Origin of the sequence: Croceibacterium sp. TMG7-5b_MA50 (assembly GCF_039830145.1) — a bacterium.
Classification (GTDB): Bacteria; Pseudomonadota; Alphaproteobacteria; order Sphingomonadales; family Sphingomonadaceae; genus Croceibacterium.
Genome location: NZ_CP156082.1, coordinates 2,835,125 through 2,859,736 on the forward strand (window position 1 = coordinate 2,835,125; position 24,612 = coordinate 2,859,736).

Genomic DNA, 24,612 nt, shown 5'->3' on the forward strand with positions numbered 1-24,612 from the left:
GGCGGTCAGGCCACGCAAGCCGTGGTCTGATAATTGGTTGACCGGGCAGGGCGCCTCAGGGTTCCAGCAGCCGCGCCCACGCCTCGGCGATCTCGCGGTCGGAGGTCGGCACGTCGAACAGGATGCGCCTGCTCCTGAAGTCGATCGCAACCCGGCGGAGCAGCCGCAATTCCCGCATGCCGAGGAACATCGCGGGCCGATCCTCCAGGTCGAGCGCCTGGAAGGCGGGCGACTGGGCGAACACGATCGGCACCTTCGACATGGCCAGCCGGCCGACCTCCGCCCGCTCCGCAACGTGCAGATGTCCGTAGGCAAGCGTCCCGTTGATGTCGCTGAGCTCGGTCTGCTCCACTTGCTGCGCGCGTAGCCGGCGGGCCAGCGCCGCATTGCCGACGCTCAGCTGCGCGCCGGTATCGATCACGATCGCGGTGCGGACCCCTTCCACCGTGGCATCGGTGATGATGAGCTGGCCGGCCCGTGCACGGGCGCGCACGACAATCTCGTAACCGCGATTGCTCCTCGCTTCGCCGGCGGCCGCGATGCTCATGGTCCGGCGGACGAAGTCGAACAGCACGCGCTGGCCCTGCAGCGCGTCCAGGCCAAGCACTCCGTCGGTGCCGCCGATGTTCTGCCCGTCCACCAGCACCGCGCGCGGCACGTCGGTTCGCCGCTGGCCGATGCCCAGTCCGGTAAGCGCAACCGTGTGTGTGGTGACCCGGCTGGCCATGCCGATCAGGGTGGCCGGCCGCCGGTCGAACAGCGCCAGCGCATCGGCCAGTTCGCGCGACAGGACGGTCGCCTGCGCCCCGGTATCGATCAGGAAGCTGTACGGGCCGGCATCGCCGATCATCACGGGCAGGGTCGGACGGCTGTGGCGGTCGTAGCCAAGCTCCATCAACTCGGCCGCAGGCGCCGGCGCAGGCGTGGCGATGATCGGCTCCTGCGCGAGGGCAGGAATGCCGAGGCCGAGCACGAGCCCGGCGGTGAGCGCAAGAACGCGCATGATCCTCTCCTGCCCGGATCGCGGTGCCCGGGCTTGGCAGGAGAATACCATGGCTGCGGGCGCCGCCATACTGCCAATCTTGGCCGAAGAGGCGGCGTCAGCCCTTGCCGGAGGCCGAATGCGGCGGCCGTGAGTTTCCCCTGGCAAGGTAGCCAGGAGCTGTGACGGCCGTGCGGACCATTCTTGTAACCGGGGCGGAGTCCGGCATCGGTGCCGCCTGCGCCGCCGCCTTCGGCACATTGGCGGACCGGGTGGCGGTCCTGTATCACACCGACCTCGATGCTGCCGAGCGCACGGCCGATCTGGTGCGGCGAGCGGGCGGCCAGGCGATGACGGTTCAGGCCCATATCGACGATGAAGGCTCGGTCGGCGCCGCGTTCGATGCCGTGGAGACGGCTTGGGGCCCGGTCGACGTGCTGGTGAACTCCGCCGGCCTCAACATGAGCGGCGTACCCGTACGGACCATGACGCTGGATCAATGGCAACGCCTGATCGCCACCGACCTGACCGGCGCCTTCCTGGTCTCGCGCCGCTTCCTGGTCGGCCGGGGGGAGCAGGTGGGCGATGCGGCGATCATCCACATCTCGTCCATCCATGCCTATGCGGTGCGATCGGGCGGAGCGGATTATTGCGCAGCCAAAGGCGGGCTGTCGAACCTGGTCGAGACGCTGGCGATCGAGGAGGCGGCGCGCGGCATCCGCGTGAACGCGATTGAGCCCGGCATGATCCTGACCCCGATGAATGCGCGGGCGCAGGCGGACGAGGCTTACAGGCGAACGCTGGAAGGGAACATACCGCTGGGCCGGGCCGGCGAACCCGAGGAGGTGGCGGCCCTGGCGGTGTTCCTCGCCTCCGCCCAGGCACGCTACATCACCGGGGCGCGCATCCCGATCGATGGCGGGCTGTCGCTGATGCAGGCACTCGGCGCATGAACGGGCAGGAGAATAAGGGCAGCATCGACGATCCGCACCGGCGCGATAGCGTCCAGCCGGCCGAGATCGCGCTCGACTTCAACGTGAAGCGTATTGAGACGGTCACCATCGACGGCCCGCCCGAACTGATGCGCCGCGACCTGATGAGCCCCTATGTCTGGCGGGAGGATGACGGGCGCTGGGGCATGATGGTCCGCGCGACGGTCCGGCCGGGAGAGGTGCTGACGGACACCGGGCAGATCTGGGCCGGGTGGAGCGATGACGGCGTACGCTTCGCCATGCTCGACTCTCCCTCCATCGTGCCGGGTCCGGACGACCATGACGCTGGCGGGGTCGAGGACCCGACCGTGGTACGGCAGGCCGACGGCTATGTGGTCTATTATTCGGGCGTGCTGGCGGATCATGCCCGCGGGGAACTGTCCTATGCAATGGGTCCGTCGCTCGACCGCTTGCGCAAGAGCGGCGTGGCGCTCGCATCCTCCAAGTCGGAGAGCAACACCAAGGAGGCGACGGTCGATCGCTCCGCCGACGGGCGCTGGCGGATGTTTTACGAATATGCCGCCGATGCCGCGTCGCGCATCGGGCTGGCGATCGGGTCGGGCATCGCGGGACCATGGGTGGAGCAGCCCACGCCGTTCATGCCGCGCCACGACAGCTGGGACGACTGGCACCTGTCACCCGGACCGCTGCTGACCGACGATCCCGCCATGCCCGTGATGTTCTACAATGGCGCTACGCGCGACGCGCGCTGGCGGATCGGCTGGATCGCCTTTGACGCGAACTACGAACGCATCGTTGCCCGGGGGATCGAGCCAATGCTGACACCGCCGCCGGTGGACGATCGCAGCGCGACCGACATCGCCTTCGCCGCGTCGGTCGTCGTCGAGCAGGGGGCGATCTGGCTCTATTACTCGCTGGAGGACCGCCGCCTTGCCCGGGCGCTGATCCGGCGCAGCTAGCCTAAGCGTAAAGGGCGGTCCGCCGGCATCCGGCCGCGCGAGCGCGTGGATGCCGGCGAGTGGCCTGCGTCAGAGCGTGAAGCGCAGGCCGAAGGTGTAGATCGTCCCCGCGCCTGCATTGTACCCGCGTACCACGCTGGGCTCGTACACCCACAACCGGTCGGTCTCCCCGAAGATGTTCTGGATGCCAAGGTCGGCCTTGATGTGGTCGCCAAAGGCATAGGACGTCTTGAAGTCGACGTAGGTGGCGGCCTCCGTCCCGGCGAAGTCGTTGAACGGTGCGTTGCATACGCCGCCATTGTTCGTCGTCAGCCCCGGTACGCAGGTTCCCGACGATTGCGGGAAGGACGATGCGAACCGGTCACGCCAGCTATAGGTCACGCGCGCCTCGAACGGGCCGCGTTCGTAGAACACGGTACCGTTGAAGGTGTAGGGGGAGGCGAACGGCCAGGGCGCCTTCGCCAGCACGCCCGTCTGCGTCAGGAAGCTCAGCTCTGACTTGATGTGCGTGAAGTTGCCCTGCAGGCCGAAGCCGCTGAGGAAGCCCGGCAGGAAGGTGAGCCGCTGCTGGTAGGTGACTTCGATGCCCTTCACGAAGCCACCGGGGCTGTCGTTCACCGACGTCACCTGCCACAGGTTCTCGCCATTCAGGTACGCCTGCTGCGCGGGCAGCTGGGCCGCCGCAACGATCAGCGCATATTGCTCCGGTGACAGGAACTCGTCGAGCTTCTCCTGGAAGGTCTGGCTGCGCGGGAAGGAGCCGAGATCCTTGTAGAACGCCGCGACCGAGATCAGCGCGTCGCGTGCGAAGTACCATTCCACCGCCGCGTCGTAATTGGTGGAGCGGAACGGCTGCAATTGCGGGTTGCCGACGGTCACTCGGGGGATGCTGCCGGTGCTGTCCGGCGTCGCGCCCAGCGAGAACGACGTAATGCCAGGTGCCAGGTTGCCGAGCTGCGGGCGCGCCATCGTCTTCGCCGCGGCAAAGCGCAGGACCAGCGTGTCCGTGGGTTCGTAGTTGAGGTTGATCGACGGCAGCCAGTCGACATAGTCGTTGTCGGCGGTGGTCTCCTGCCCGGCGAGCACGCCGGTCGTGCTGACGGAGCGGCTGTCGAGCAGCGTCTTGGCGACGCGCAGGCCGACATTGCCGCGCAGCGGACGGCCGAACACGTTGACGTCGTAATTGGCCTGCAGGTACGCTGCCAAATCGCGCTCCTGCACAAACAGGGTGCCGCCATTGTCGCTGTTGAGGCGCCAGTCGCCGAATTCGTTCACGCAGTCGCATTCGTAACCGAACACGTCGGCGAAGGTCTGCCGGTCCGGGCTCCACCAGGATGTCGGCGTACCCTCCGGCACGTCGAGGCCCGCGCCCCAGTTGACGATGCTGCCCATCTGGCCGAGCGTCAGGTTGGCATATTGCGGCAGGTTCTTGTCGCGGCCGTACTTGTTCAGCTCCGCGATGGTCGGGATGACCGCCAGGCTGCGGCCCGCCTCCCGCTGTTCGTAGTTGAACTTCTTCCAGCTGAGGCCGAACGCCAGCTCGAATTCGGGCGCCAGCGACCACAGGAAATCGCCGCGTGCCGTCTGGTACCGGTTCTTGTTGTAGCGGAAATAGCGGGAGATGCCGGCATAGCCCTTGGCCAGCTCGCCGCCGGTATATTCCAGCGGGTTGGTGACGTCGAAGCCGGGGATGAAGGTCGGCATGTCGCCGCCCTCCCGCTCGTCGAAGATGTAGCCGTTCTTGTCCAAGCCGTAGACATCGGTGCGGCCGCCATCGATGCTCAGTTCGGACTGCGACCGGCCATACAGGAACTGCGACGTCAGGTTGTCCGACCATTCGTGATCGACGATGGCATCGATCTGGTAGAACTTGGACCGGTTTTCGGCGTAGGCATTGTTCGTCATCCAGTCGACGCGGTCGAGCGCAATGTAATCGGCCTGGTTCGCATCGTTCAGGTTCACGTCCCGCACCGCGACATGTTCCTTGCCGACGAGCTGGTCGTAGAACTGGATGCCGCGCCGGTCGACCGCGGCCCGCGCCGCATTGTACCCGACCGACAACGGGTTGTTGTAATAGTCGTAGGTGTCGAGGTTGTACGGGTTGGTCGAGAACGTCGTGGTGCCAAGCACGCCGGGCACCGAGATGTAGCTGCTGCCGTTCCACACCTGCGCGGTCGGCAGCACGCCCACCGTCGGATCGCCGAGGGAGCCGGCGCAGTTCAACGTCGCGGTGGTGTTGCAGACATTGGCGTAGGCCGCGCGGCGATCGACGAAATAGTTGGAGGGCGACTGGCCCGCGACATACGGACGCAGCCCCGTGGTGGTATTGGTCAACCCGATGGATGCGCGCGCCTGGTCGCCGTGGCGGTTGAGGCCGAACGGGCTCAGGATGCGTGATTCATTGTCCTGGTTGAACTTGGCGTACAGTCCGTCGACCGTGAAGCGCGTGCGGTCCGTCGGCTCCCATTGCAGCGTGCTGGTCAGGCCCAGGCGTTCGTACTGGGTCCGGCGCTGCTGCAGACCGACCAGCGCCGGCACGATGGCGGTGGGATTGGCATCCAGCAGCGAGAAGGCCGCCGGGTTCGATCCGAACATCAGCGAATTGGCATCAATGCCGTTCGCCACCTGGCCGACGCCCGACGGCGCCGGGGTCAACGGGCCACGGTCGCCCAGCGCGAAGCCGTAGTAGCAGTTCAGTGGCGAGGTGTTGGTGGTCGCGTTGACCGTGTTGACGGTTGTCGAACAGGTCGGCCGGACCGAACTGCCCGTACCGTTGCGCACCGGCCCTGCCAGGTCCGATCCGCGATAGTTGAATTCGAACTGGCCGGGATTGCGGTCGTACACGCTGATCTGGCTGTCGCGCTCCTGATAGGCGCCCGAGATCAGGAAACCCAGCGTACCGTCGAAGAAGGTATCGGAGAACATGCCGGCGATGCGCGGATTGTGGCGCTCGTCATTCTCGAAATAGGTGTCCTGGACGGACACCACCAGGGTGAGCTTGTCGTAATCAAGCGGCCGGCCGGTGTTGAGATCGACTGTGGAGCCGAGCGACCCTTCCTCCACCGATGCTTCGGCCGACTTGCGCACGGTCAGCTTGCTGAACAGGTCGGACGCGAACACGTTGTAGTCGAAGCCGCGCGTGCGGTTGATGTTGCTCTGACCCTCCTGCGAACCGGCGCTGGCGATCGTCTCCATGCCGTTCAGCCGGGTGCGGACGAAGTCACCGCCCAGGCCGCGCACGGTGATGGTGCGGCCCTCGCCGGTGCTGTCACGCTCGATCGTGATGCCGGGCAGGCGCTGGAGCGATTCGGCAAGGTTTGTATCGGGGAACTTGCCGACATCCTCCGCCGTGATCACGTCGATCAGCGAGTTGGACGCGCGCTTCTCGTTCAGCGCCTTGCGCAGCGATGCGGCGTAGCCGGTGACGACGATCTCACCGCTGTCGGTGGCCTGCTCGGCCGGCTCCTCCGGGTTGCGGGCGGCGTTGGCGGCCTCTTCCTCCTGCTCCTGCACACTCTGGCCCGGATCGGGCGTGGTCGTCGCCGGCGGCGCCGTGGTGACCTGCGCCCAGGCCGGTGCGCCGGTCAGCGCGATCGCCAATGCGGCGGCGGATACTGTCAGATGCGCAGCCGCACGGCTGCTACTAAAGATGTCGCCCATATTCCTCCCCCTCTTGCGCCCTCGAATCGTAAGGAAGCGCAAGGCCGTCTTTCGCAGCCATTTGAATGGCTGCCTTATCGTTCCGGCAGGAGCAACGTTTATTTGCGGTTTCGTCCGCTTCGGTTCGTTTCGATCCGGGAAAGATCCATAGGGTAGGCGCGCTGCGCAAGCGCTGCTCGCCCGTTCAGGCCTGCTCGGAACGGGTCACCTTGTTGTCGGGCAATGGGTATTCTCCTCCATGGGCTGGGTCACAGCCACCGATGGTGATCAGCGCTTCCATGTCGATCGGACGGTCTCCCGCCACCTGCGACAGGGGCGAGGTGCAGGCGGTCACCGCCGAGCCGGGACAGGCCAGCACAGCCGGAGGCCGTATGCATCTGTTTAATGCGGAGAGCTTTTCTTAACCTCTATTTGCTCAAAATGGCACAGTTTGAGCGGCCGGGCGTACCTCCTGCTGGTTGACGATCAAATGTCTGATATCGCACAATAGCGATTGCGCCTAACGCCCACCCCTATGCCCAGCTGCGACTGATGAGGGGTTTCAAGCGGCTGCAAAGAAGTAACCGGTCGCGAGGAGTTTCGCATCAATGTGGACAGGCTCATCTGGCGCCGACAAGTTCGTGGACGTGATCGCTCTGCCGGCCGATCCCGATACCGCCGTCACTGTGTCAAAGCGCACCTTGGCCATCTTCATTGCGGGTGACCTTCCGGTCGGGCAGGTCTGGCTTGCGCCCGGTGCAAGCACGGGGCTGCCCAGTGACATCGTCGACCGGGTGGCACGGCGCGGGGCGTCACGCCCGCAGCCGTTGCGACGCCCGACGACCAGCCTTGTCGTATGCACGCGGGACCGGCCGGAGGAACTGCGCCGTTGCCTGGCAAGCCTTGCCGGGCAGAGCATGCCGGCAGACGAGATCATCGTGGTCGACAATGCCTCCAAGGGGCCGCAGACGCGGCGTGTCGCGGAAAGTGCCGGTGTCACCTACGTGCGGGAGGATCGGCCGGGCCTCGATTTCGCGCGCAACAGCGGTGTTCTCGCCTCCACGGGAGAGATCATCCTGTATGCCGATGACGACACCGAGATCCACCCGCGGTGGATCGAGAACGTGGTCGCCGCATTCGATCGCCCGGATGTGGCGGCCGTCACCGGGCTGGTGCTACCCGCCACCCTGATCACCGAAGCGCAGTGGCTGTTCGAACGCGACTGGAGTTTCGGCCGGGGATACGACCGGATCGATTACGATCGTGACTTCTACCGGTCCACCCGCAGGCGCGGTTGTCCCGCCTGGACCGTCGGCGCCGGGGCGAACATGGCCTTCCGCCGCAGCGTGTTCGACCAGATCGGCCTGTTCGACGAACGGCTGGATGTCGGGCAGGCGGGCTGTTCCGGTGACTCGGAGTACTGGTACCGCATCCTCGCCGCCGGCCTGACCTGCCGATACGAACCGACGGCGGTTGTCTGGCACCACCACCGACTGACCATCGATGGCCTGAAAAGCCAGATCTTCCATTATCTGCGGGGGCATACGGCGGCGCTGATGGTGCAGTACGAACGCACCGGCGACATCGGCAATCTGTACCGGGCGTTCTTCGCGATGCCCCGCTACTATCTTGGCGGGTATGTGAAACGGCTGCTCCGTGGCGTAACCCCCAACACGCGCTTTCTGGGTCAACAGGTGAGCGGGGCCATATCCGGGCTGGTGTTCTATGCTCGCACCCCGCGTTCCGCGCGTGGCGAAGGGCGTCCTCCTCAGGAAGTGATGTCCGGCGCGGCAAGGACCGCGCGCCGCGCTGCCTGACGCCTGCGCGCTACGGGCACGGCGGGGCCTGCCGCCCGCCGATGCCCCGTTCGGCGCGGACCCGAAAGCCGCTGGTTGAAGGTGATCGACCGCCGTATGGCTGGAACCATGTCGAAGTGTACCGGCGCGGACCGGCCGAGCAACAGGCGGCGTATTGCCTTCGTGATCAACTCCATCGGCTATGGCGGGGCCGAGCGGGCACTGGCCAATATCCTGGAGGCGGGGCTATCGAAGCGGCCGGACTGGGATATCCACCTGGTCATCCTGGACGACATGGCGCATCGCCGACAGATGCCCGCCGGCATCGTCGTGCATACGCTGGACGCGCGGGAGCGGACCGGGCGTTCGATCAGGGTCCTGCGCACCTGCCTGGCTGAACTGCGCCCGAACCTGGTGGTGAGCTTCCTCGTCCGCGCCAATGTGGCATCCGCCTGCGCTGGCCGGCTGCTCGGTATCCCGGTGATCGTATGCGAACGGATGCACCTGACATCCCATTTTCGCCTGAAGTATCGTGGTTGGCGCCATCTTGCCGCCCGCGTCGCCCCGCGCCTGTGCTACCGTCTGGCGACCCGCATCCTGGGCGTTTCGGAAGGCGTCAGCGAGGATCTTGCGCTGAATTTCGGTGTCGATCGGTCCAAGCTCGCCACGATCAACAACCCGTACGACATCGCCGCCATCCGCCGCGACGGGGAGAAGGAGCCGGAGTTTGCCTTGCCTGACCGCTTCATCGTTGCGGCCGGCCGGTTGGAACTAGGCAAGAACTTCGCCGGCCTGATCCGGGCCTTTGCCGCTAGCCGTATAGGCGGGCAACTGGTCATCGTGGGGGAAGGGGGGCAGCGGAGCGAACTGCAACGCCTCGTCACGGATTTGAACCTGACCGATCGCGTGATACTGCCTGGTTACGCATCCAATCCGTTCGCCATCATCGCCCGTGCGAAGTTCTTTGTTTCCTCTTCTCTCAACGAGGGGTTCCCCAATGCGCTGGTCGAGGCGATGGTTCTGGGCAAGCCCATCGTCGCGACGGATTGCCCATCCGGCCCGGCGGAGATCCTGCGTGGTGCGGCGCCCACCGCCGCCGGCGAGGTCGCCCTGGCGGAATATGGCATGCTGGTCAGGCCTCAGGACGATGCGGCCCTTGCCCATGCGATAGACTTGATGGCGGCCAACCCCATGCTGGAGCGATACAGGCAGAAATCTATCCAGCGGGCCGGCGATTTTGCGGCTCCGATCATCAGCGGCCAGTATTGGCGGTTGTTTGACGGTGTCGCCGCGGGATCAGGCCGGGATCGCGCTAGTCAGCCATGATGGCGGTATACAGCGCGATGTGGTCACGCGCGGCAATCGACCAGTCCGTACGATGGTGTGCAATGGCTTCGCGCGACAGGTATGCGCTGTAATCCTGCACCGTCAGCGCGGCGGTGAGCGCATCGACATCGCCCACCGGCAGGTAGCATTGTGGTTCAAGCCCGAACTCTCGATGCGGCGGTATGTCGCTGAGCAGGATGGGAATCCCGGCCGACAGGGCTTCCGCCACCACCAGTCCAAAGCCTTCCATGTGGGAGGGGTGGACGAACAGGGCCGCCCCTTCGTAGAGTTGCCGAAGATCGGCGCCGGACCGATAGCCGGCGAACACGACGTTTGCCGGGGCCTGTTCCTGCAATGCCTCGGCATAGGCAGTGTTGCCCGCGGCAGATCCGACTATGGCAAGCTTGTACCCGTCGAGACCGGCACCGGCGAACGCGGCGACCAGTTCATGGAAGCCCTTGGTGGCTTCCAATCGCCCGACGGCCAGCAGGTATCGACCCGCTTCCAGATCGAGATCGTCCAGGACTGTCGAGGAGCCGCCGGTGGCTATATCATCGAGGCTGCCGGCATGGCGGATGGCAACGGTGCGGCGCCGGGCCGCCGGAACCCGTTGGAGGAAGTCGTCGCGGAGCCAGTCGCTGACGCAGACTACGCGATTGGCGAAGCGGCCGGCCAGCCGTTCCCCCGTCATCAGGAACAGGCGGCCCAGGTGACCCCACTTGGGGCGCTGGTAGTCGGGGGCGTGGTGGGTCACGACCGTACGGACGCGCAGCAGCCATGCCAGCGGGGTGAAGAATGCCGGCCCTATCCCGTGGATGTGGATGATGTCGGGCTTCAGCCGCAGCCAGGCATAGAGGATGGCCCATGCCGTATGCACCACGGTGTCGACGCCCCAGATGAACGGCGACCAGAGCGACAGCACCTGCGTGCCGCGAAAATCGAAGCGGTCTTCCGGTCCGTAGCCGCGCCGGATCAGCAACGTGACCCGCACGTCCGCATCGTTTGCCACGATCGCGGGATACAGGCGCTCGCACTGCGCCTCTATCCCGCCGATCACGTTGGGCACGCCGCGCAGCCCTATCACGCAGACGTGCATCACCGCTTCCCGAACGCTGCCGGGATGCGGCGACCGCCCGCCATCCTGTCAATCATGTGATCGGAGCCGCGCAAGGCACGACGCCATGATCGGGCGCCTTCATGACGCGGATTATCGCTGCGCCAGCAGAGAGCGGAAGTAGGACACGGTTTCCACCAGCCCGTCACGCAAGGCGACGCTTGGCGCCCAGCCCAGAGCGGTGCGGGCACGTTCAATCTCTGGCTGGCGCTGGCGTGGATCATCCTCGGGGAGCGGCCGGAATTCGATCGGGGATCGGCTGTCGGTCAACTCCACCACCAGTTCGGCCAGTTGCAACATCGTGAACTCACCCGGATTGCCGAGGTTGATCGGCCCGGTGACATCCTCCGGTGTATTCATCAGGCGGATCAGGCCGTCTATCAGGTCTGATACGTAGCAGAAGGAGCGGGTCTGCGAGCCGTCGCCATAGATCGTGATGGGAGAGCCGGACAACGCCTGGACAATGAAGTTCGACACGACCCTGCCATCGTCCGGCTGCATTCGCGGGCCATAGGTGTTGAAGATCCGCGCGACCTTGATCTCGAGCTGATATTGCCGGTTGTAGTCGAAGAACAGCGTTTCCGCACACCGCTTCCCTTCGTCATAACAGGACCGGAACCCGGTCGGGTTAACCTTGCCCCAGTATGACTCCGGCTGCGGGTGCACCTCCGGGTCGCCATACACCTCCGACGTTGACGCCTGCAGGACGCGGACGTGCAGCCTGCGGGCGAGGTCGAGGACGTTGATCGCGCCGTGTACGCTGGTCTTGGTGGTCTGGACCGGGTCGCGCTGGTAGTGCACCGGGCTGGCGGGGCAGGCGAGATTGTAAATCTCGTCCACTTCCAGATGGATCGGCTGCGTGACGTCGTGACGGACAACGTCGAACAGATCGTGCGACAGCAGGTGCCGGATGTTGTCGCGCGATCCGGTGAAGAAGTTGTCGAGGCAGATGACCTCGTTGCCGGCCGCGATTAGCCGGTCACACAGGTGGGAGCCCAGAAAGCCGGCGCCCCCCGTCACAAGTATCCGCTTCCGATGCATGCCTCGCCCCCTTAGTCACACCTGCCTGTGGCATGGCTGAAAGAGCAGAATCTTCAAGCGCCTGCGGCGATAGCGTCTCGACTTGAACCACCCGGTCGGCCAGCCTGGACAACCGGGAGCGCCAGCGGAGCCGACCGATGGACAGCGGATCGCCGCCTACATGAACCGGATATCCTTGAACACCTTGCGATCGTCCAGACGATACTTGAGGAAGCGGGCACCCAGTCTTGCGCGTTCTTTCGCGCGTCCGAGCACGCTGCCGTCACGGGTCTTTTCCTCCAGCACGGACGATGCGCGCTGCCAGTTCCGGTTTGTCAGCGATTCGCGTATCAGCCAGTCGATGTAGAACCGGCGGCCATAATCCAGTTCGTAGATGGAATGGGGGTGCCTTTCGAGCATCTCGGCACGCACGATCGCGTCGGATCGCAGCATCTGCGCCGCGTCGCCCGACATCGATCCTGCCAGTGCCCGGTAGCCGACAAGATGATCGCGGATCACGGTGAACAGGCTGCGTTCCGCAAGCAGCAGGTACAGCTTCCAGTCCTCGCACCCTTGTGCCCTTTGCGCCCGCAGGCCCGGGTCATAGCCGCCCGCTTCGATCACGAGATCGCGCCGCATCAACGCGCAACTGCCATTCCCCACGAAGTTGCCGACGAACAATTGCGGCAGCACATCGCCTTCATGGACCGGCCTGCCACCGCGGGAGGTGATGGTGCCATGTCCGTCGATCACCGCGCTCCAGCAATAGACTAGCCCCGTTTCCGGCCCGCCGGCGCGCATCGCCCGCATCTGACGTTCAATCTTGCGCGGACGCCAGAGGTCATCCGCGTCCACAGGCGCGACAAAGGCCCCTTGCGACACGTCCAGTCCGTGGTTCCGGGCTGCCGCCACCCCCCCGTTCTTCTGCGTGATGACGCGGATGCGCGGATCAAGGGCTGCCTGCGCCTCCGCCAAAGCGCGCGTGTCATCGGACGAGCCATCATCGACCACGATAATGTCGAGCGCCCGGTATGTCTGCGCGCGAACGCTTTCCAGCGTTTCCGTTATGGTCGCGGCCGCATTGTAGGCCGGTATGATTACGCTGACCAATTCCTCGCGCACGTCCACCCGCAACACTCCTCAGATTTGGCACAGCCATATTGATTGACCAGCGGTTCGGCCAAGTGATGAACCCTGCATTGTCTCATTACCATGCATGCGGCAGCGTCACAGGACAAGACAGGCAGGTCAGAGGGCGCTAGCAAGTTGCCGGGGAAATCCATCGATGTGATGGACGGCCGAGCGGGAAGCACATTGATGAGTAGCGGGCGGTCGGACGCACCCGGTATTTCCACGCGGACAGGCGCGGGTGCAGGTGGCGGCACCCTGGTGCGACTGTGGGATGTAATCGTCGTCCTCGTCACACGGGATTACAAGGGCCGGTACAAGAATACCGTCATCGGCCTGGGCTGGTCCCTCATCAGCCCCCTGATGTACCTGGCGGTTTTCTATACGGTTTTCCGGATTGCCTTTGCGATCTCCGTACCGTTCTACGCAACTTACGTCTTTATCGGCGTCCTTGCATGGATGTGGGTCCAGTCGGCGTTGAATGATTCTGTCGGCAGCATCACGTCGCGGCCGAACTTGATCATGCAACCGGGTTTTCCCGTGGCCGCGCTGCCGATTGCGGCGATCGCCACCAACCTGATTACCTTTGCCGCTGCCACTCCGGTTCTGATCCTGATCGCCCTGATCGAAGGGGCCGGGCTGCATGTATCGATCCTGCTTATGCCGCTGATCGCGGCGGTGCAGTTCCTGCTGATGCTGGGCTTCGCCTATATCGTCGCGGCTTTGAATGTCGTGTTCCGGGATACGCAATATATCCTGCCGGTGGTGCTGCAGCTTGGCTACTACATCTCCCCAATATTCTATGATCCGGCTTCCATTCCGGCAGAATACCGTTCCCTCCTCCAGCTCAACCCCTTGTACCATATCATCGCCGGGTATCGGGCCGTGGTGATCGACGGGGTGGCGCCGCAATTCCTGCCGCTCGCGATCGTGGCTGCCGCATCGATCGTACTGCTGGTCATCGCGCACCGCTATTTCATGCGCGCGAGTGCCAATTTCCTGGAGGAGATTTGATGCAAGGTCGCATTTCGGCCAGCGGTGTCGGCAAGCGGTTCCGCGCACGGCACGAAGACGCGCCCCGCACCGCCAAGGAGTGGTTGTTGCGCCTGGGGTCGCACAAGCGCTCGACCGACCATTTCTGGGCGCTGCGTGACCTGTCGATCGAAGTCCCGGCCGGCGAGATGCTGGGGGTCGTCGGCCACAATGGCGCCGGCAAGTCGACCTTGCTGCGGCTGCTGGGCGGCGTGATGCAGCCGGACGAGGGACAGCTGCTGACGGGCGGCCGCGTGGGGGGCATGCTGGCCCTGAATTCCGGCATGCACGAGGATCTGAGCGGTCGCGACAATATCCTGATCAACGGCGTCATTGCCGGGCTGTCACGAACCGAGATCAGGGAGCGACTGGACGAGATCATCAGCTTTGCCGAGCTGGAGCAGTTCATCGACAATCCGGTCCGCACCTATAGCAGCGGGATGAAGCTGCGTCTCGGCTTCGCCACGGCGGCTCACGTTCAGCCCGACATCCTGCTGATCGACGAGGTGCTATCGGTCGGCGATGTCGCCTTCCAGCAGAAATGCCTCGATCGCATCCAGTCATTCCGGGCCCGGGGCTGCACGATCGTATTGATCAGTCACGATCTGGGGCAGGTGGAAAAGCTGTGCGATCGCGTGCTGTGGCTGAGCGGCGGCCATGTCGCGGCACTTGGCGCAGCGGCCACGGTGGTGCCGGATTACCGCGTCACGATGATGAACCGGACGCGTGTGATGACCAGGGACGACTTTCCAACCGTGATCTCCACCGATGGGGTGACTCTCGAACCGATGAAGAACCGGTTCGGCTCCTTTGAAGCCAGGATCTCCGGGGTCCGTGTCAGTGGTCCGAATGGCGATGGCTCGAAGATTTTCTCGCCCGATCAGCCCATCGTCATCGACATCGACATCGACGGCGCCGGGCTGCAGAAGCGTGGCATCGTCGCCGTGGCGTTCGGAAATGACGAGCGCGGCAATCCGCTGGACCTGAATACGTGGGGCGAGGGCATCGACCTGCCCGAACTGGGTCAGCTTCGCTCCGTGCGGCTCACCATCGACAGGCTGGACCTCGCCCCAGGCGACTATTTCCTGACGATCGGATTGTACGAGGCAGGCTGGGCCTACGCTTATGATTACCAATGGCGTGTCTCCCACATCACCATCAGCAACGGCGTGGCCACCACCGGGCCGTTGAGCCCGCCTCGGCGGTGGGATGTCCAGTACCAGGTCAGGGATGCTGCAACCGGCTCTGTTGCCACCTGAGCGCCGTCTCCACGATGAAGTCGATGGATGATCGCGACGGCATCCAGCCGAGCTTCGCCTGGGCGCGGGCCGCCGAGGCCACCAGCATCGCCGGATCGCCGGGCCGGGGCGGGGCATGGACGACCTGCAGCCCGCCCCCTGTCGCCCGGTTCACCGTATCGGCCAGTTCCAGCACCGATGTTCCGGTGCCGGTGCCCAGGTTGAAAATCTCCACCCCGGTTGCATCCAGCAGCTTTTCCGCTGCCAGAACATGCGCATCGGCAAGGTCGGCGACATGGATGTAGTCGCGGATGGCGCTGCCGTCCCGCGTGTCGAAGGCGGTGCCGTTGACGCGGAAGACGCCACCCTCCTTCAGCGCGGCCGCGATGGCGAGGGGGATGGCATGGGGCTCCGGCTCATGCCGTTCGCCGATCTCCCCGTCAGGGTCACAGCCGGCCGCATTGAAATAGCGCAGGATCGTGGATGAGAAGCCATATGCCTGGCAGTAATCTTCCAGCATGCGTTCAATGATGAACTTCGACCAGCCGTACGGGTTGATCGGCGCCTGCGGGTGATCTTCATCGATCGGCAGGCGCACCGGATTGCCGTAAGTCGCACAGGTGCTGGAAAACAGGATCCGCGCCACGCCCTTGGCACGCATCGTTTCCAGCAGAGCAAGCGTCCCGGCGGTGTTGTTCGAGTAATAGAGATCCGGCTGCTCGACGGATTCCCCGACATAGGCGTAGGCCGCGAAGTGGGCGACGAGATCGGGTGCGTAGCGGTCGATCGCCGCGCCAACCGCGTCCCGGTCCGCGATATCCGCCTCCACCAGCGGGCCCCACTTCACCGCATCGCGCCAGCCCCGGCTTAGATTATCCAGCGTGACAACGTTCCACCCGGCTGCGGCGAACGCCTTGCAGCAATGCGAGCCGACATAACCGGCACCACCTGTCACCAGAACCGTCTTCATGCAGCCTCCATAAGTTTCAGGCGCCGTGCGCCGCATCCAGTCGAGCGTCGGATCGACCAGCCGGCTCCGTCAACCACGATACCCCGCGATCAAACCGACACCTCCCGCAGCCACGCCGAATTCGTCGCTTCACGCTACCACTTCCTCCTGCCAGCACCAGCGTCTATGGCGTGATTGTCTAGGCTGCGACATCTCACCCCAGGGGCGATACGCTGTTTGTCACGACGCGCTGTTTGGGCAAGGATCGGATGCAGGCGACCAATCGGGGTATGATGGCGATGGCGGCAATTGCATCACCTCCGCCCATGTCGTGCCTGCCGGACCTGCATGGGTGGGCAGGCTGAGCCGTGGGCACCTACGACCCCCAAGAGCTCGTTTCCGTAATCGTGCCAGCGTTCAACGCCGGTCATTTCATCCATCGCACGCTGCAGAGCATCGTCTCGCAAACACACCGGGCGATGGAGATAATCGTGGTGGACGATGGGTCGACCGACGATACTGCGGCCCAGGTGGAGCGATGGAGCCGCAGCGATCCGCGCATCCGCCTCGTCCGGCAGGACAATGCCGGCGTCGCAGCCGCGCGCAATGCGGGGATTGCGCAGGCGCGGGGTCGATACGTTGCCCCGGTCGATGCCGACGATCTCTGGGCTCCGGACAAGCTGGAACAGCAGTTGACCGCCGCATCGGGGGCCGACCGGACGATCGGCCTGGTCTACGGCTGGTACGTCCAGATCGACGAAGCTGATCGGGTAGCCCGCAAATATGCCGACATGCCAGATGCCGATGCGCTGTTGCCCGCGATGTGTCGCAACAACATCCTGGGGTCCGGCAGTCTGCCGCTGCTGCTGCGGGAAGCCGTCATCGAAGTGGGCGGGTACGACGCATCGCTGCGGGCGCGCAACGCGCAAGGGTGCGAGGATTACCGGCTCTATTTCAGCATCATCGAGCGATACGCGACCGCGATTGTTCCAGCCTATCTGCTGGGTTACCGTATCCATGGTTCCGGAATGTCAACGAATGTCGATGCGATGATGCGCTCCCGCGCCATCGTCACCGCAGAGATCGCGGAGCGCCATCCGCTTTGGCGAAGGAAGCTGCAGCGCGGCAATATCAGAGTGATGCGTTTTACCCTGTCGCGGCTGATCCGCCATCGGCGCTGGAATGAAGCGCGCGTTATGATTGCCCGGATGATGCGTCTGGATGCAGCCGGGACGATGGCCGAATTGGGCAGCGGGGCGTGGCTCGCCTGCCGCCTGCTCGCCACGAAGATCGCCCACGCAGCGGGTGCTGTGACCGAGCGGCGTTTTGCGATCGGGGCAATGCCCTATGTTCTCGACGAGGCGGCACCCCGGGGGCACGGCACGCGTCACGACTGACCGACGCGTTCCACTCCCGGCCGGGCTTCGCCGGCAGACGCCGGATGGTCCGCAGTGCTTGCCGTTTACTGCGTACGCTGCACGAAGGGCAGCATGGCGGCCGCCACCTTCTTTGACCCATAGACGCTGAAGTGCCCGTTATCGCTCATGATCGTCTCGCCATTTTCATAGACCAGACAACCATCCTTCCGGCACAGCACCTCCGCCGGGTCGAAGTAGTCTCGCGGCCCCACCATCTGCTGCAAGGTCCTGTTGGTCCGCCAATCGTTGCGCGGCTGCATGTAGAATGGCGCAAGCGGCTTGTCCCGCTGCTGCAGACGGTGGGCCAGATATTCGGGATTGGAGAAGCTGTATTCCGGGCTGTCCGCCACGATCATCACACGCAAACCCCACTTCCTCAACTGTCGCACGGTCTGCGCCACATCGCTGAGCGGCATGCCGCTCTCCTCGCTGGCATATTCCCAATGCCCTGACAGGATGACCTGCTGCACGCCGAATTGGTCGATGATGTCCGGCACCCGGGCATTGACCGCATCGCAATAGGGGCGCGGTTCGCCGGTATTGTGCAGCACCGGCAGGCACGCAGCGGACGAATACAGCAGGATGTTCGCATCGACGGGCGAAGATGCGGAGATGCCGTGCTTGTAATGGTTGGCATGCGAGTCCCCCCACAGCAAGGTGACGGGCGCAGCGGCCTTGCGCGTGATAAAGCAGGCATCCCCGCCCCATGCCTCTTCAGCGTCATTGAGAAAGCAATTTGCTGCCGTCGCCGCAGGCTGCGTCGTTTCCGTGATCTGCAGGTTGGCGAACCGCCGGGGCAGCCCGTCGGTCAGATAGAGGGTCAATCCGGCACCGGCGAGCGCCGCAAGCCCAATCGCGGATCCGATCCAGATCACCCGATCAGGAACTTTCTCGCGGTTGCGAACGGGCTGTTCGACAAATCGCCAGAACAGGGCGGCCAGCGCGATCATCCCGGCAAGCAGGCCCACTTTTTCCGCCAATGTGGCGGGTCGGATCAGCGCGTATTCGAAGAACACGATGACCGGCCAATGGACCAGGTAAAGCGAATAGGAGATGAGGCCGATGGCGATGAGCGGCGCGGTACCGACCAGCGCGCCCATCCGGGTTTCATGCGCGCTGTTGGCGTGGATGAACATCGCCGCACCAAGGCAGGGCCACAGGGCGTTGTAGCCTGGGAAGGGGCTGCTGGAATCCAGCCACACCGAAGCGCCCAGGATCAGCGCAATGCCGGTGGCCGAAAACATCTCCGCCTGCGCGGCGGAGCGGTGCGGCGGCACATAGCCGAGCGCAACGACGGAGCCGGCCAGCAATTCCCATGCGCGGGTTGGCAGCAGATAGTAATTGGCTTCCGGCGCGAGCCACACAGCAGCGATGCCGCCGGCGAATGACACCACCAGGAGCGCAAGCAAGGGCACCCGGTAACCACCCGGTCCTTTTTTGCCGAGCAGCAGAAGCAGCAGCGGCAAAAAGAGATAAAATTGCTCCTCGACGGCCAACGACCACGTGTGAAGCAGCGGCTTCAGCTCGACCGCGCCGTTGAAGTAGTCAATCTGCTGCCAGAACAGGACGTTGGACGAGAACGTCGCCACTCCGACCAGGCTAGTCCCCACATCGCGCAGTTCGTCCGGCATGAAGATCAGCAGGCCGGCGACAAGGACCAGCAGGCAAGTGGCGAACAGCGCAGGCAGGATGCGCCGTGCCCGGCGTTCGTAAAATTTCAGGATGGAGAACCTGTTCTCCTCCATCTCGCGCGCGATCACTCCCGTGATGAGGAAGCCGGAGATGACAAAGAAGACGTCGACACCGATGAACCCGCCGCTGAACAGACCGCTGCGCAGGTGGAACAAGATGACCGGCAGCACCGCCAGCGCGCGCAGCCCGTCAATGTCTCGCCGATGGCCGACCGTGGCGCGCGCAGCCGAAGAGCCGAATAGCGGCAGCGATGACGAGGGGCCTAAGGCCGAGGCACCTTTCATGGCAAGTTCATCCATCTATTACGGAGCGAATGCCAAATAAATAACAAGGAAGGCCTGCGTGAATGCACGCAAATTCAGGCAGATAACTTGGAATATCTATCGTCAGGCAAACAACGTCGAGCGTAAAACTTATTCAAGGCTTCAAAATCGCTTCCAAAGCTTCAACTATTAACCTATATGAGGGAGGTGTGGCTGCAAAGTGTTTTCTTGCTGCGCTGCAGCATGTCATCCCGGTCGGGGCACAGCCCGTCGCATGTGGCGCAACGTGATTTCTGCTTGGCAGGCCACCTTGCACGGACGGTTGAAGCGCCGGGCCTCACGCAAGGCGGCTATCTCGACCATGCAGCACAGTGAGGGATAGAATGAGCAGTCTTCAGCGGTTCCGCGGCGACATTCAGGGACTGCGCACGCTCGCGGTCATTCCCGTGGTGCTCTTCCATGCGTATCCGCACCTGATTCCGGGCGGCTACGCCGGGGTCGACGTATTCTTCGTCATTTCCGGCTATCTCATCTCCCACATTCTCCTTCGGGAGATCGCCGCCGGCCAGTTTTCCATCGCCCATTTCTACGTACGGCGCGTGAGGCGGCTTTTTCCCGCGCTCTACCTGGTGCTGGCCACGACGCTCATCTGCGGTCTAGTGCTGCTCCCGCCGGAGCAACTCGCCACGCTTGCGCGCACCACGCTGGGCACGATCTTCTTCGTCTCGAACATCGTCCTGCAGCGACAGACCGGCTATTTCACTGACAGTGCCGAGCTGAACGCCCTGCTGCACACCTGGTCGTTGGCGGTGGAGGAGCAGTTCTACCTCTTCTTCCCCATCTTCCTCTACCTTGTCTCGCGCTATTGGCGCCGGTGGCTCAAGCCGCTCCTGTGGCTGGGGTTGCTTGGCTCGCTCGTGATCTGCGAGGTGCTGCTGCGCACGGGTCACGCGTCACCGGCCTTCTACTCGGTCGCGACCCGCGCCTGGGAGCTGCTGGTCGGCTGCATCATCGCCGCAGGCCTGCCGAAGCCGCGCTCCGAGCGCATGCTTGACGTGCTATCGTGGGTTGGTCTTGCGCTGATCGCCGGGGCTTACGCGTTGCTAACCCCGACGTCGGTTTTCCCAGGCCTGGCGGCGCTACCGGCCTGCGTCGGTACCGCGCTGGTGCTCTACGCGGGCGAGGGACGGGACTCGGCCGCCGGCCGTTGGCTGTCCATCAGGCCATTTCTGTTCGTCGGCGGTCTGTCCTATTCGCTGTATCTGTGGCACTGGCCGGTCTTCGTATTCCTTCGTTGGGCGACGCTGAACGACGCTACGCCGGTCCAGCTGATCGCAGCTGTCGCCGTCGCCTTTGCCCTGTCCGTACTGAGCTGGCGCTTCGTCGAGCAGCCAATGCTGCGCCTCGCGCTTCCGGATCGCCGGGTGCTCGCGGGTGGGGTCGCGGTCATGGCCGTTGTCGCTGCTGCTTGTCTTGTCCTCATTGGAGGGCGCGGCCTGCCGAACCGCTTCGCTGACGAAGACCGCGCAATACTTGCCGCCGCCAAGGACAGCAATCCGCGCCGCTTGCAGTGCCACAGCAATGAGGAGGAGAAAACCGAAGTAAGCTATGCGCAAAGCTGCACGTTCGGAGCCGAGCCCGCCCGATATCAGGTGGCTGTCTGGGGAGACAGCTTTGGCGCCGAGCTCGCGGTCGCACTAGGCGAGAATTTGCGTGCGAGCGGCGGCCAGGTCATCCAGATCACCTCCTCCTCCTGCCCGCCTTCGGTCGGCTTCTTGCCTTCAAACCGTATCGGTTGCCCGGCGCATAACGCGAAGATACTTGATGCGCTCCTCCGCGATCCAAGTGCCACGCACGTCGTGCTGGTCGCGGATTACTTGATCTACCGAACGGACGATCCCCGTTACGGGGCCCGGTTTCTGCAGGGCTTCGCCGCCGCGGCGGAGCGGCTCAGCGCTGCGGGCAAGCGGCTGACCATCGTCTATCCTGTCCCACGGCAGCGATTCAGCGTGCCACTTGCGCTGGCGCTCGTCCCGGTCGAGCGACGCTCCTCATATGGTCTCGACGTCGCTGACTTCGATGCACAGCTGGGTTCGGTGACGGCCTTCCTCGACGAGCTGACCGCGCGCCTGCGCGCAGACTCCATCAAACCCGCTGACCGCCTGTGCGTCGAAGGCATTTGTCGCGCCTATTTGCCCGATGAAGGCGTTCTGTATTTCGACGACAAGCATCTAAGCCTGGCAGGTGCCCGCTTCGTTCTGGCAAGCGAGCGCTGAAACCCCGAACTCTGCAGGGTTTCAGCACCGCCCGGGTGCATTCCCTTTCAACCAGATCAGCCGCGCGCCTGCCTGACGATCTGGATTAACAGACGACGACGCTCTGGCATCAGGGCAATCAGCAGGCCGGTGTACAGGCATGCCAGCAAGGGGCCGAGGAAAAGACCGGGTATACCGCCGATGACGAACCTCAGCACCGAAAAGGTGATCGCTGCTGCCGGCAGGCCGATCACAGCGGCGGTCATGATGCCGTTTACGGCCAGTTTCCTCACATCGATTCGCGCCACGCTTTGTGCGGTCCACATCTGCATGGCCCAGAAAATGCCGTAGCCGATGGTGCCCCCCCACGCGACGCCGATGCTGCCGAAGGACAAGCCGCCGACGATGCAGGCGATGATGATCGGTTGGCCTACAAGGTACAGCTTGAACTGACGGCCAGACGCGCCGTAAGCGACGAAAATCCAGTATGGCACCTGTCCGAGCAGCTTGAACACCGCGCCGGCAGCGAGCGCCTGCGAGATCGGTGCCGCGGCCAGCCACGCCGATCCGAGCAGGATGCCGATGATCACATCCGCAGTCCCGGCCAAGCAGCCAAAGAACAACGCGCCCCCGGCAATTACGACCGTTTGCGCCGCGACGAGGTAGCGCAGGAACTGCTGGTCATCATCGACGATGCGAGCAAATACCGGCAGGCTGACCCGGCTCATCGGCGACATCATCTGGAGCAGGGGGGTGGTAACAAGCTGGAACGCCCGGCTGTACACGCCCAACTCGTAAGCGCCGAAGCGCATGCCGATCAGCACATTATCGACATTCTTGGACACATAGGCGAGCAATTGGGTGCCGGAGAGGCCCGCGCCGAAGCGGACGATATGCCGGATCGAGGTCGTGCGGCTGGGCCAGGAAGGCCACCATTGTGTCTTTGCAAGCTGGAACAGGAAGAAGGTCACGGACTGGACGATCGCCTGGGTAAGCAGTGCAGCCACGGTCGGCGTCTGCAAAGCGACCAGAATAGCCGCGGCCACGCCGACAGCCTGTGCGGTCAACTCGATCGCACCCATGGTGGAGAACCGCAGGTTGCGCTGCAGTTCCGCTTGCAGCTGCGTTGAAAGGCCGCTGATCAGGAACGTGACTGAAAGTATGCGGGTGATGTTTACCAGTTCAGGTTGATCGTAGAAATTCGCGATGGGAACTGCCAGCAAGAAGCAGATGGCCGCAATGCAGGAGCCAAGTAGGCCATTCACCCAGAAGAGGTTGGACTTTTCTTCATGTGACAGGTTCTTGAGCCGCACCGATCCGACCGAGAGTCCAAAATCTCGTAGCAGGCCGCCAATCCCAGTGATCGCCACGACCATGGACATCAGGCCGATCTCCCGTGGCCCCAGCAGGCGCGACAGGACAATCAGCGAGCCGATCTGCAACCCGGTTCTCAGCATTTGCCAGAACAGGGTCGTCATCGCGCCCCGCGAGGCAGATCGCGCCAGGCTCACCGGCGATCTCCGGCGCGCACGATCTTCTGCAGGCGCGCCTCCATCTCCCTTATTGCGCCTTTGGCGGCGGCGCGCTTCTCGCTCAGTTCTTCGGTCCTGGTGATTTGCTGGTCCAGCAGCCGGGCCGCTGCATCGTCAGTCGACGGCAGGACGGAACTAACATCCTCAAACCCGATCGCCTGAAAATGCCGCTCGATCTTCTCTTCCGGCCAGTCTGTCAGGCACAAGGGCACCGCACCTTCGTTCGCCGCGACGATTAGAACGTGCATGCGATCGCTGACGACGAGCCGCGCGCGTTGGTAGAGCGTGCGCAGGGCACGTTCCTGGGCCGCGTAATCTCCCGTCATCCACGGCATCGGAGCGACGCCGAGACGCGCGGCGATTTCGCCCGACCGTGTCTCGTCACGCCCGACCTGCGTTACGACTTGCACCTGTAGTCCATGCCGCTGCGCGAACTCACCGAGCAGATTGAACCAGCGGGCACTCGGCGATGGGCGATCCCCCCGCATGGACACGATCAGCAGGTTGCGATCGCCCTCCGATTCGTTCGTCGCCTCCTCGGCAAATGCCCAATCCGGCATGACCTGCCCAACGCCGAGTTCCTTGTGCGAGCGCACGTCACGCCATCCGATCAGCAGATAATCGCTGAAGGCGGCGCGCAGCGCGATGCGCCTAAGCAGCGGCAGAGAATGTCGCAGTCCGACACCCAGCAGGACGGTCCGGCCCCCGCGACGGGTGAGCAGGCGTCGCCGCAAATGACTTTTCAATTGTGACCGCACGGACCTCCAGCTGGTCTGCAATTCACCAGGCTTGTCAAAGAGGAGCACTGGTCCTTGTTTGGCGGCGGAGAGCATGGCCGACCACCAGAGGCGATGAGAGGAATAGTACTTCGCATCGGGAAATTGCAGGCTTTCGAGATATGCCGCGCTGTGTTCACCGGCAAAAAGATGCAAGGACCCGTAACTGGCTGCGGTTTGCAGATATTGTCTTCTCAGCACGATGTCGCCGATGTTATCTTCCTGACCGACAACCCTCGCAAACACCTGCATCTGCCGCCTCCAAACAGGCGCAGATCGGCTGCGCATCCGAATTACGCAGATGCAGCAAAAGACCATCGGGTGGCAAGCTGCCCGTGCTGAGAAATCCCGGTTTGCGACGCACGCGCCGAAGGAAAGCGTGCAAGGCACCCGATGGTGCATTGCGCAAAAGGAAGCAGAGCTTGTAACAGGTACGCTGTTCGTTCCGACCGTGGCGACGACCTACCTGATTCGAGGGGCCGGGTGAGCAGTAAGATTAGATCGAAGGGCATTGTCGGTCCGGGCGGGTGCGCTTCAGGC

17 protein-coding genes are annotated in these 24,612 nt (G+C 64.0%); 8 read left to right on the forward strand and 9 right to left on the reverse strand.

Going from position 1 to position 24,612, the window contains the following annotated elements; translation table 11 throughout:
* Window positions 1-55 precede the first annotated feature (55 nt).
* Entirely contained in the window at window positions 56-1,003 is a 948-nt protein-coding gene (locus V5740_RS13095) for an aspartyl protease family protein (protein ID WP_347302914.1), read from the reverse strand.
* A 161-nt stretch (window positions 1,004-1,164) separates the two neighbouring features.
* Here V5740_RS13095 and V5740_RS13100 point away from each other — a divergent pair, with 161 nt between their 5' ends.
* Window positions 1,165-1,935, forward strand: coding sequence for an SDR family oxidoreductase (locus V5740_RS13100; RefSeq protein WP_347302915.1), 771 nt, complete (start codon window positions 1,165-1,167; stop codon window positions 1,933-1,935).
* A complete protein-coding gene (locus V5740_RS13105; RefSeq protein ID WP_347302916.1) occupies window positions 1,932-2,894 on the forward strand; it encodes a glycosidase in 963 nt (320 codons plus the stop codon). Before V5740_RS13100 ends, V5740_RS13105 begins: the two co-directional genes overlap by 4 nt.
* A gap of 69 nt (window positions 2,895-2,963) precedes the next feature.
* On the opposite strand, the gene V5740_RS13110 is transcribed toward V5740_RS13105, so the two are convergent.
* Window positions 2,964-6,554: a TonB-dependent receptor gene (locus V5740_RS13110; protein WP_347302917.1), complete on the reverse strand. Its 3,591-nt coding sequence runs from the start codon at window positions 6,552-6,554 to the stop codon at window positions 2,964-2,966.
* Window positions 6,555-7,141: 587 nt separating this feature from the next.
* Between V5740_RS13110 and V5740_RS13115 the strand changes: the two genes are divergently transcribed.
* Together V5740_RS13115 and V5740_RS13120 are read left to right on the forward strand one after the other, a co-directional pair.
* Window positions 7,142-8,350, forward strand: coding sequence for a glycosyltransferase (locus V5740_RS13115; RefSeq protein ID WP_347302918.1), 1,209 nt, complete (start codon window positions 7,142-7,144; stop codon window positions 8,348-8,350).
* Between the two features lie 108 nt (window positions 8,351-8,458).
* Complete coding sequence (locus V5740_RS13120) at window positions 8,459-9,655, forward strand: glycosyltransferase (protein WP_347302919.1); 1,197 nt, start codon at window positions 8,459-8,461, stop codon at window positions 9,653-9,655.
* Here the strand turns inward: V5740_RS13120 and V5740_RS13125 are convergent.
* The 3 genes from V5740_RS13125 to V5740_RS13135 all read right to left on the reverse strand — a co-directional run bounded on the left by V5740_RS13125 (window position 9,642) and on the right by V5740_RS13135 (window position 12,917).
* Window positions 9,642-10,751 carry a glycosyltransferase family 4 protein gene (locus V5740_RS13125; protein ID WP_347302920.1) on the reverse strand — a complete coding sequence of 370 codons (1,110 nt, stop codon included), beginning with the start codon at window positions 10,749-10,751 and terminating at the stop codon, window positions 9,642-9,644. The two genes, V5740_RS13120 and V5740_RS13125, sit on opposite strands and share 14 nt — an antisense overlap.
* A gap of 111 nt (window positions 10,752-10,862) precedes the next feature.
* Window positions 10,863-11,810 carry a UDP-glucuronic acid decarboxylase family protein gene (locus V5740_RS13130; RefSeq protein WP_347302921.1) on the reverse strand — a complete coding sequence of 316 codons (948 nt, stop codon included), beginning with the start codon at window positions 11,808-11,810 and terminating at the stop codon, window positions 10,863-10,865.
* Window positions 11,811-11,966: 156 nt separating this feature from the next.
* Complete coding sequence (locus tag V5740_RS13135; RefSeq protein ID WP_347302922.1) at window positions 11,967-12,917, reverse strand: glycosyltransferase family 2 protein; 951 nt, start codon at window positions 12,915-12,917, stop codon at window positions 11,967-11,969.
* A 189-nt stretch (window positions 12,918-13,106) separates the two neighbouring features.
* Between V5740_RS13135 and V5740_RS13140 the strand changes: the two genes are divergently transcribed.
* A complete protein-coding gene (locus V5740_RS13140; RefSeq protein ID WP_347302923.1) occupies window positions 13,107-13,931 on the forward strand; it encodes an ABC transporter permease in 825 nt (274 codons plus the stop codon).
* A complete protein-coding gene (locus V5740_RS13145; RefSeq protein ID WP_347302924.1) occupies window positions 13,931-15,208 on the forward strand; it encodes an ABC transporter ATP-binding protein in 1,278 nt (425 codons plus the stop codon). The genes V5740_RS13140 and V5740_RS13145 overlap by 1 nt, the downstream gene beginning before the upstream one ends.
* Here the strand turns inward: V5740_RS13145 and galE are convergent.
* The gene (galE, locus tag V5740_RS13150; protein ID WP_347302925.1) at window positions 15,174-16,157 is read right to left on the reverse strand and encodes a UDP-glucose 4-epimerase GalE; all 984 of its coding nucleotides are present in this window, start codon (window positions 16,155-16,157) and stop codon (window positions 15,174-15,176) included. The genes V5740_RS13145 and galE overlap by 35 nt on opposite strands.
* A gap of 347 nt (window positions 16,158-16,504) precedes the next feature.
* Here galE and V5740_RS13155 point away from each other — a divergent pair, with 347 nt between their 5' ends.
* Window positions 16,505-17,533 carry a glycosyltransferase family 2 protein gene (locus V5740_RS13155; protein ID WP_347302926.1) on the forward strand — a complete coding sequence of 343 codons (1,029 nt, stop codon included), beginning with the start codon at window positions 16,505-16,507 and terminating at the stop codon, window positions 17,531-17,533.
* 65 nt (window positions 17,534-17,598) lie between these two features.
* On the opposite strand, the gene V5740_RS13160 is transcribed toward V5740_RS13155, so the two are convergent.
* Window positions 17,599-19,545, reverse strand: coding sequence for an acyltransferase family protein (locus V5740_RS13160; RefSeq protein WP_347302927.1), 1,947 nt, complete (start codon window positions 19,543-19,545; stop codon window positions 17,599-17,601).
* A 347-nt stretch (window positions 19,546-19,892) separates the two neighbouring features.
* Between V5740_RS13160 and V5740_RS13165 the strand changes: the two genes are divergently transcribed.
* Window positions 19,893-21,785: an acyltransferase family protein gene (locus V5740_RS13165; RefSeq protein WP_347302928.1), complete on the forward strand. Its 1,893-nt coding sequence runs from the start codon at window positions 19,893-19,895 to the stop codon at window positions 21,783-21,785.
* 56 nt (window positions 21,786-21,841) lie between these two features.
* Here V5740_RS13165 and V5740_RS13170 read toward each other — a convergent pair whose 3' ends face one another.
* On the reverse strand, window positions 21,842-23,242 hold the full coding sequence (locus V5740_RS13170) for a lipopolysaccharide biosynthesis protein (RefSeq protein ID WP_347302929.1): 1,401 nt from the start codon (window positions 23,240-23,242) through the stop codon (window positions 21,842-21,844).
* A 29-nt stretch (window positions 23,243-23,271) separates the two neighbouring features.
* Window positions 23,272-24,324, reverse strand: coding sequence for a polysaccharide pyruvyl transferase family protein (locus tag V5740_RS13175; protein ID WP_347302930.1), 1,053 nt, complete (start codon window positions 24,322-24,324; stop codon window positions 23,272-23,274).
* Window positions 24,325-24,612 lie beyond the last annotated feature (288 nt).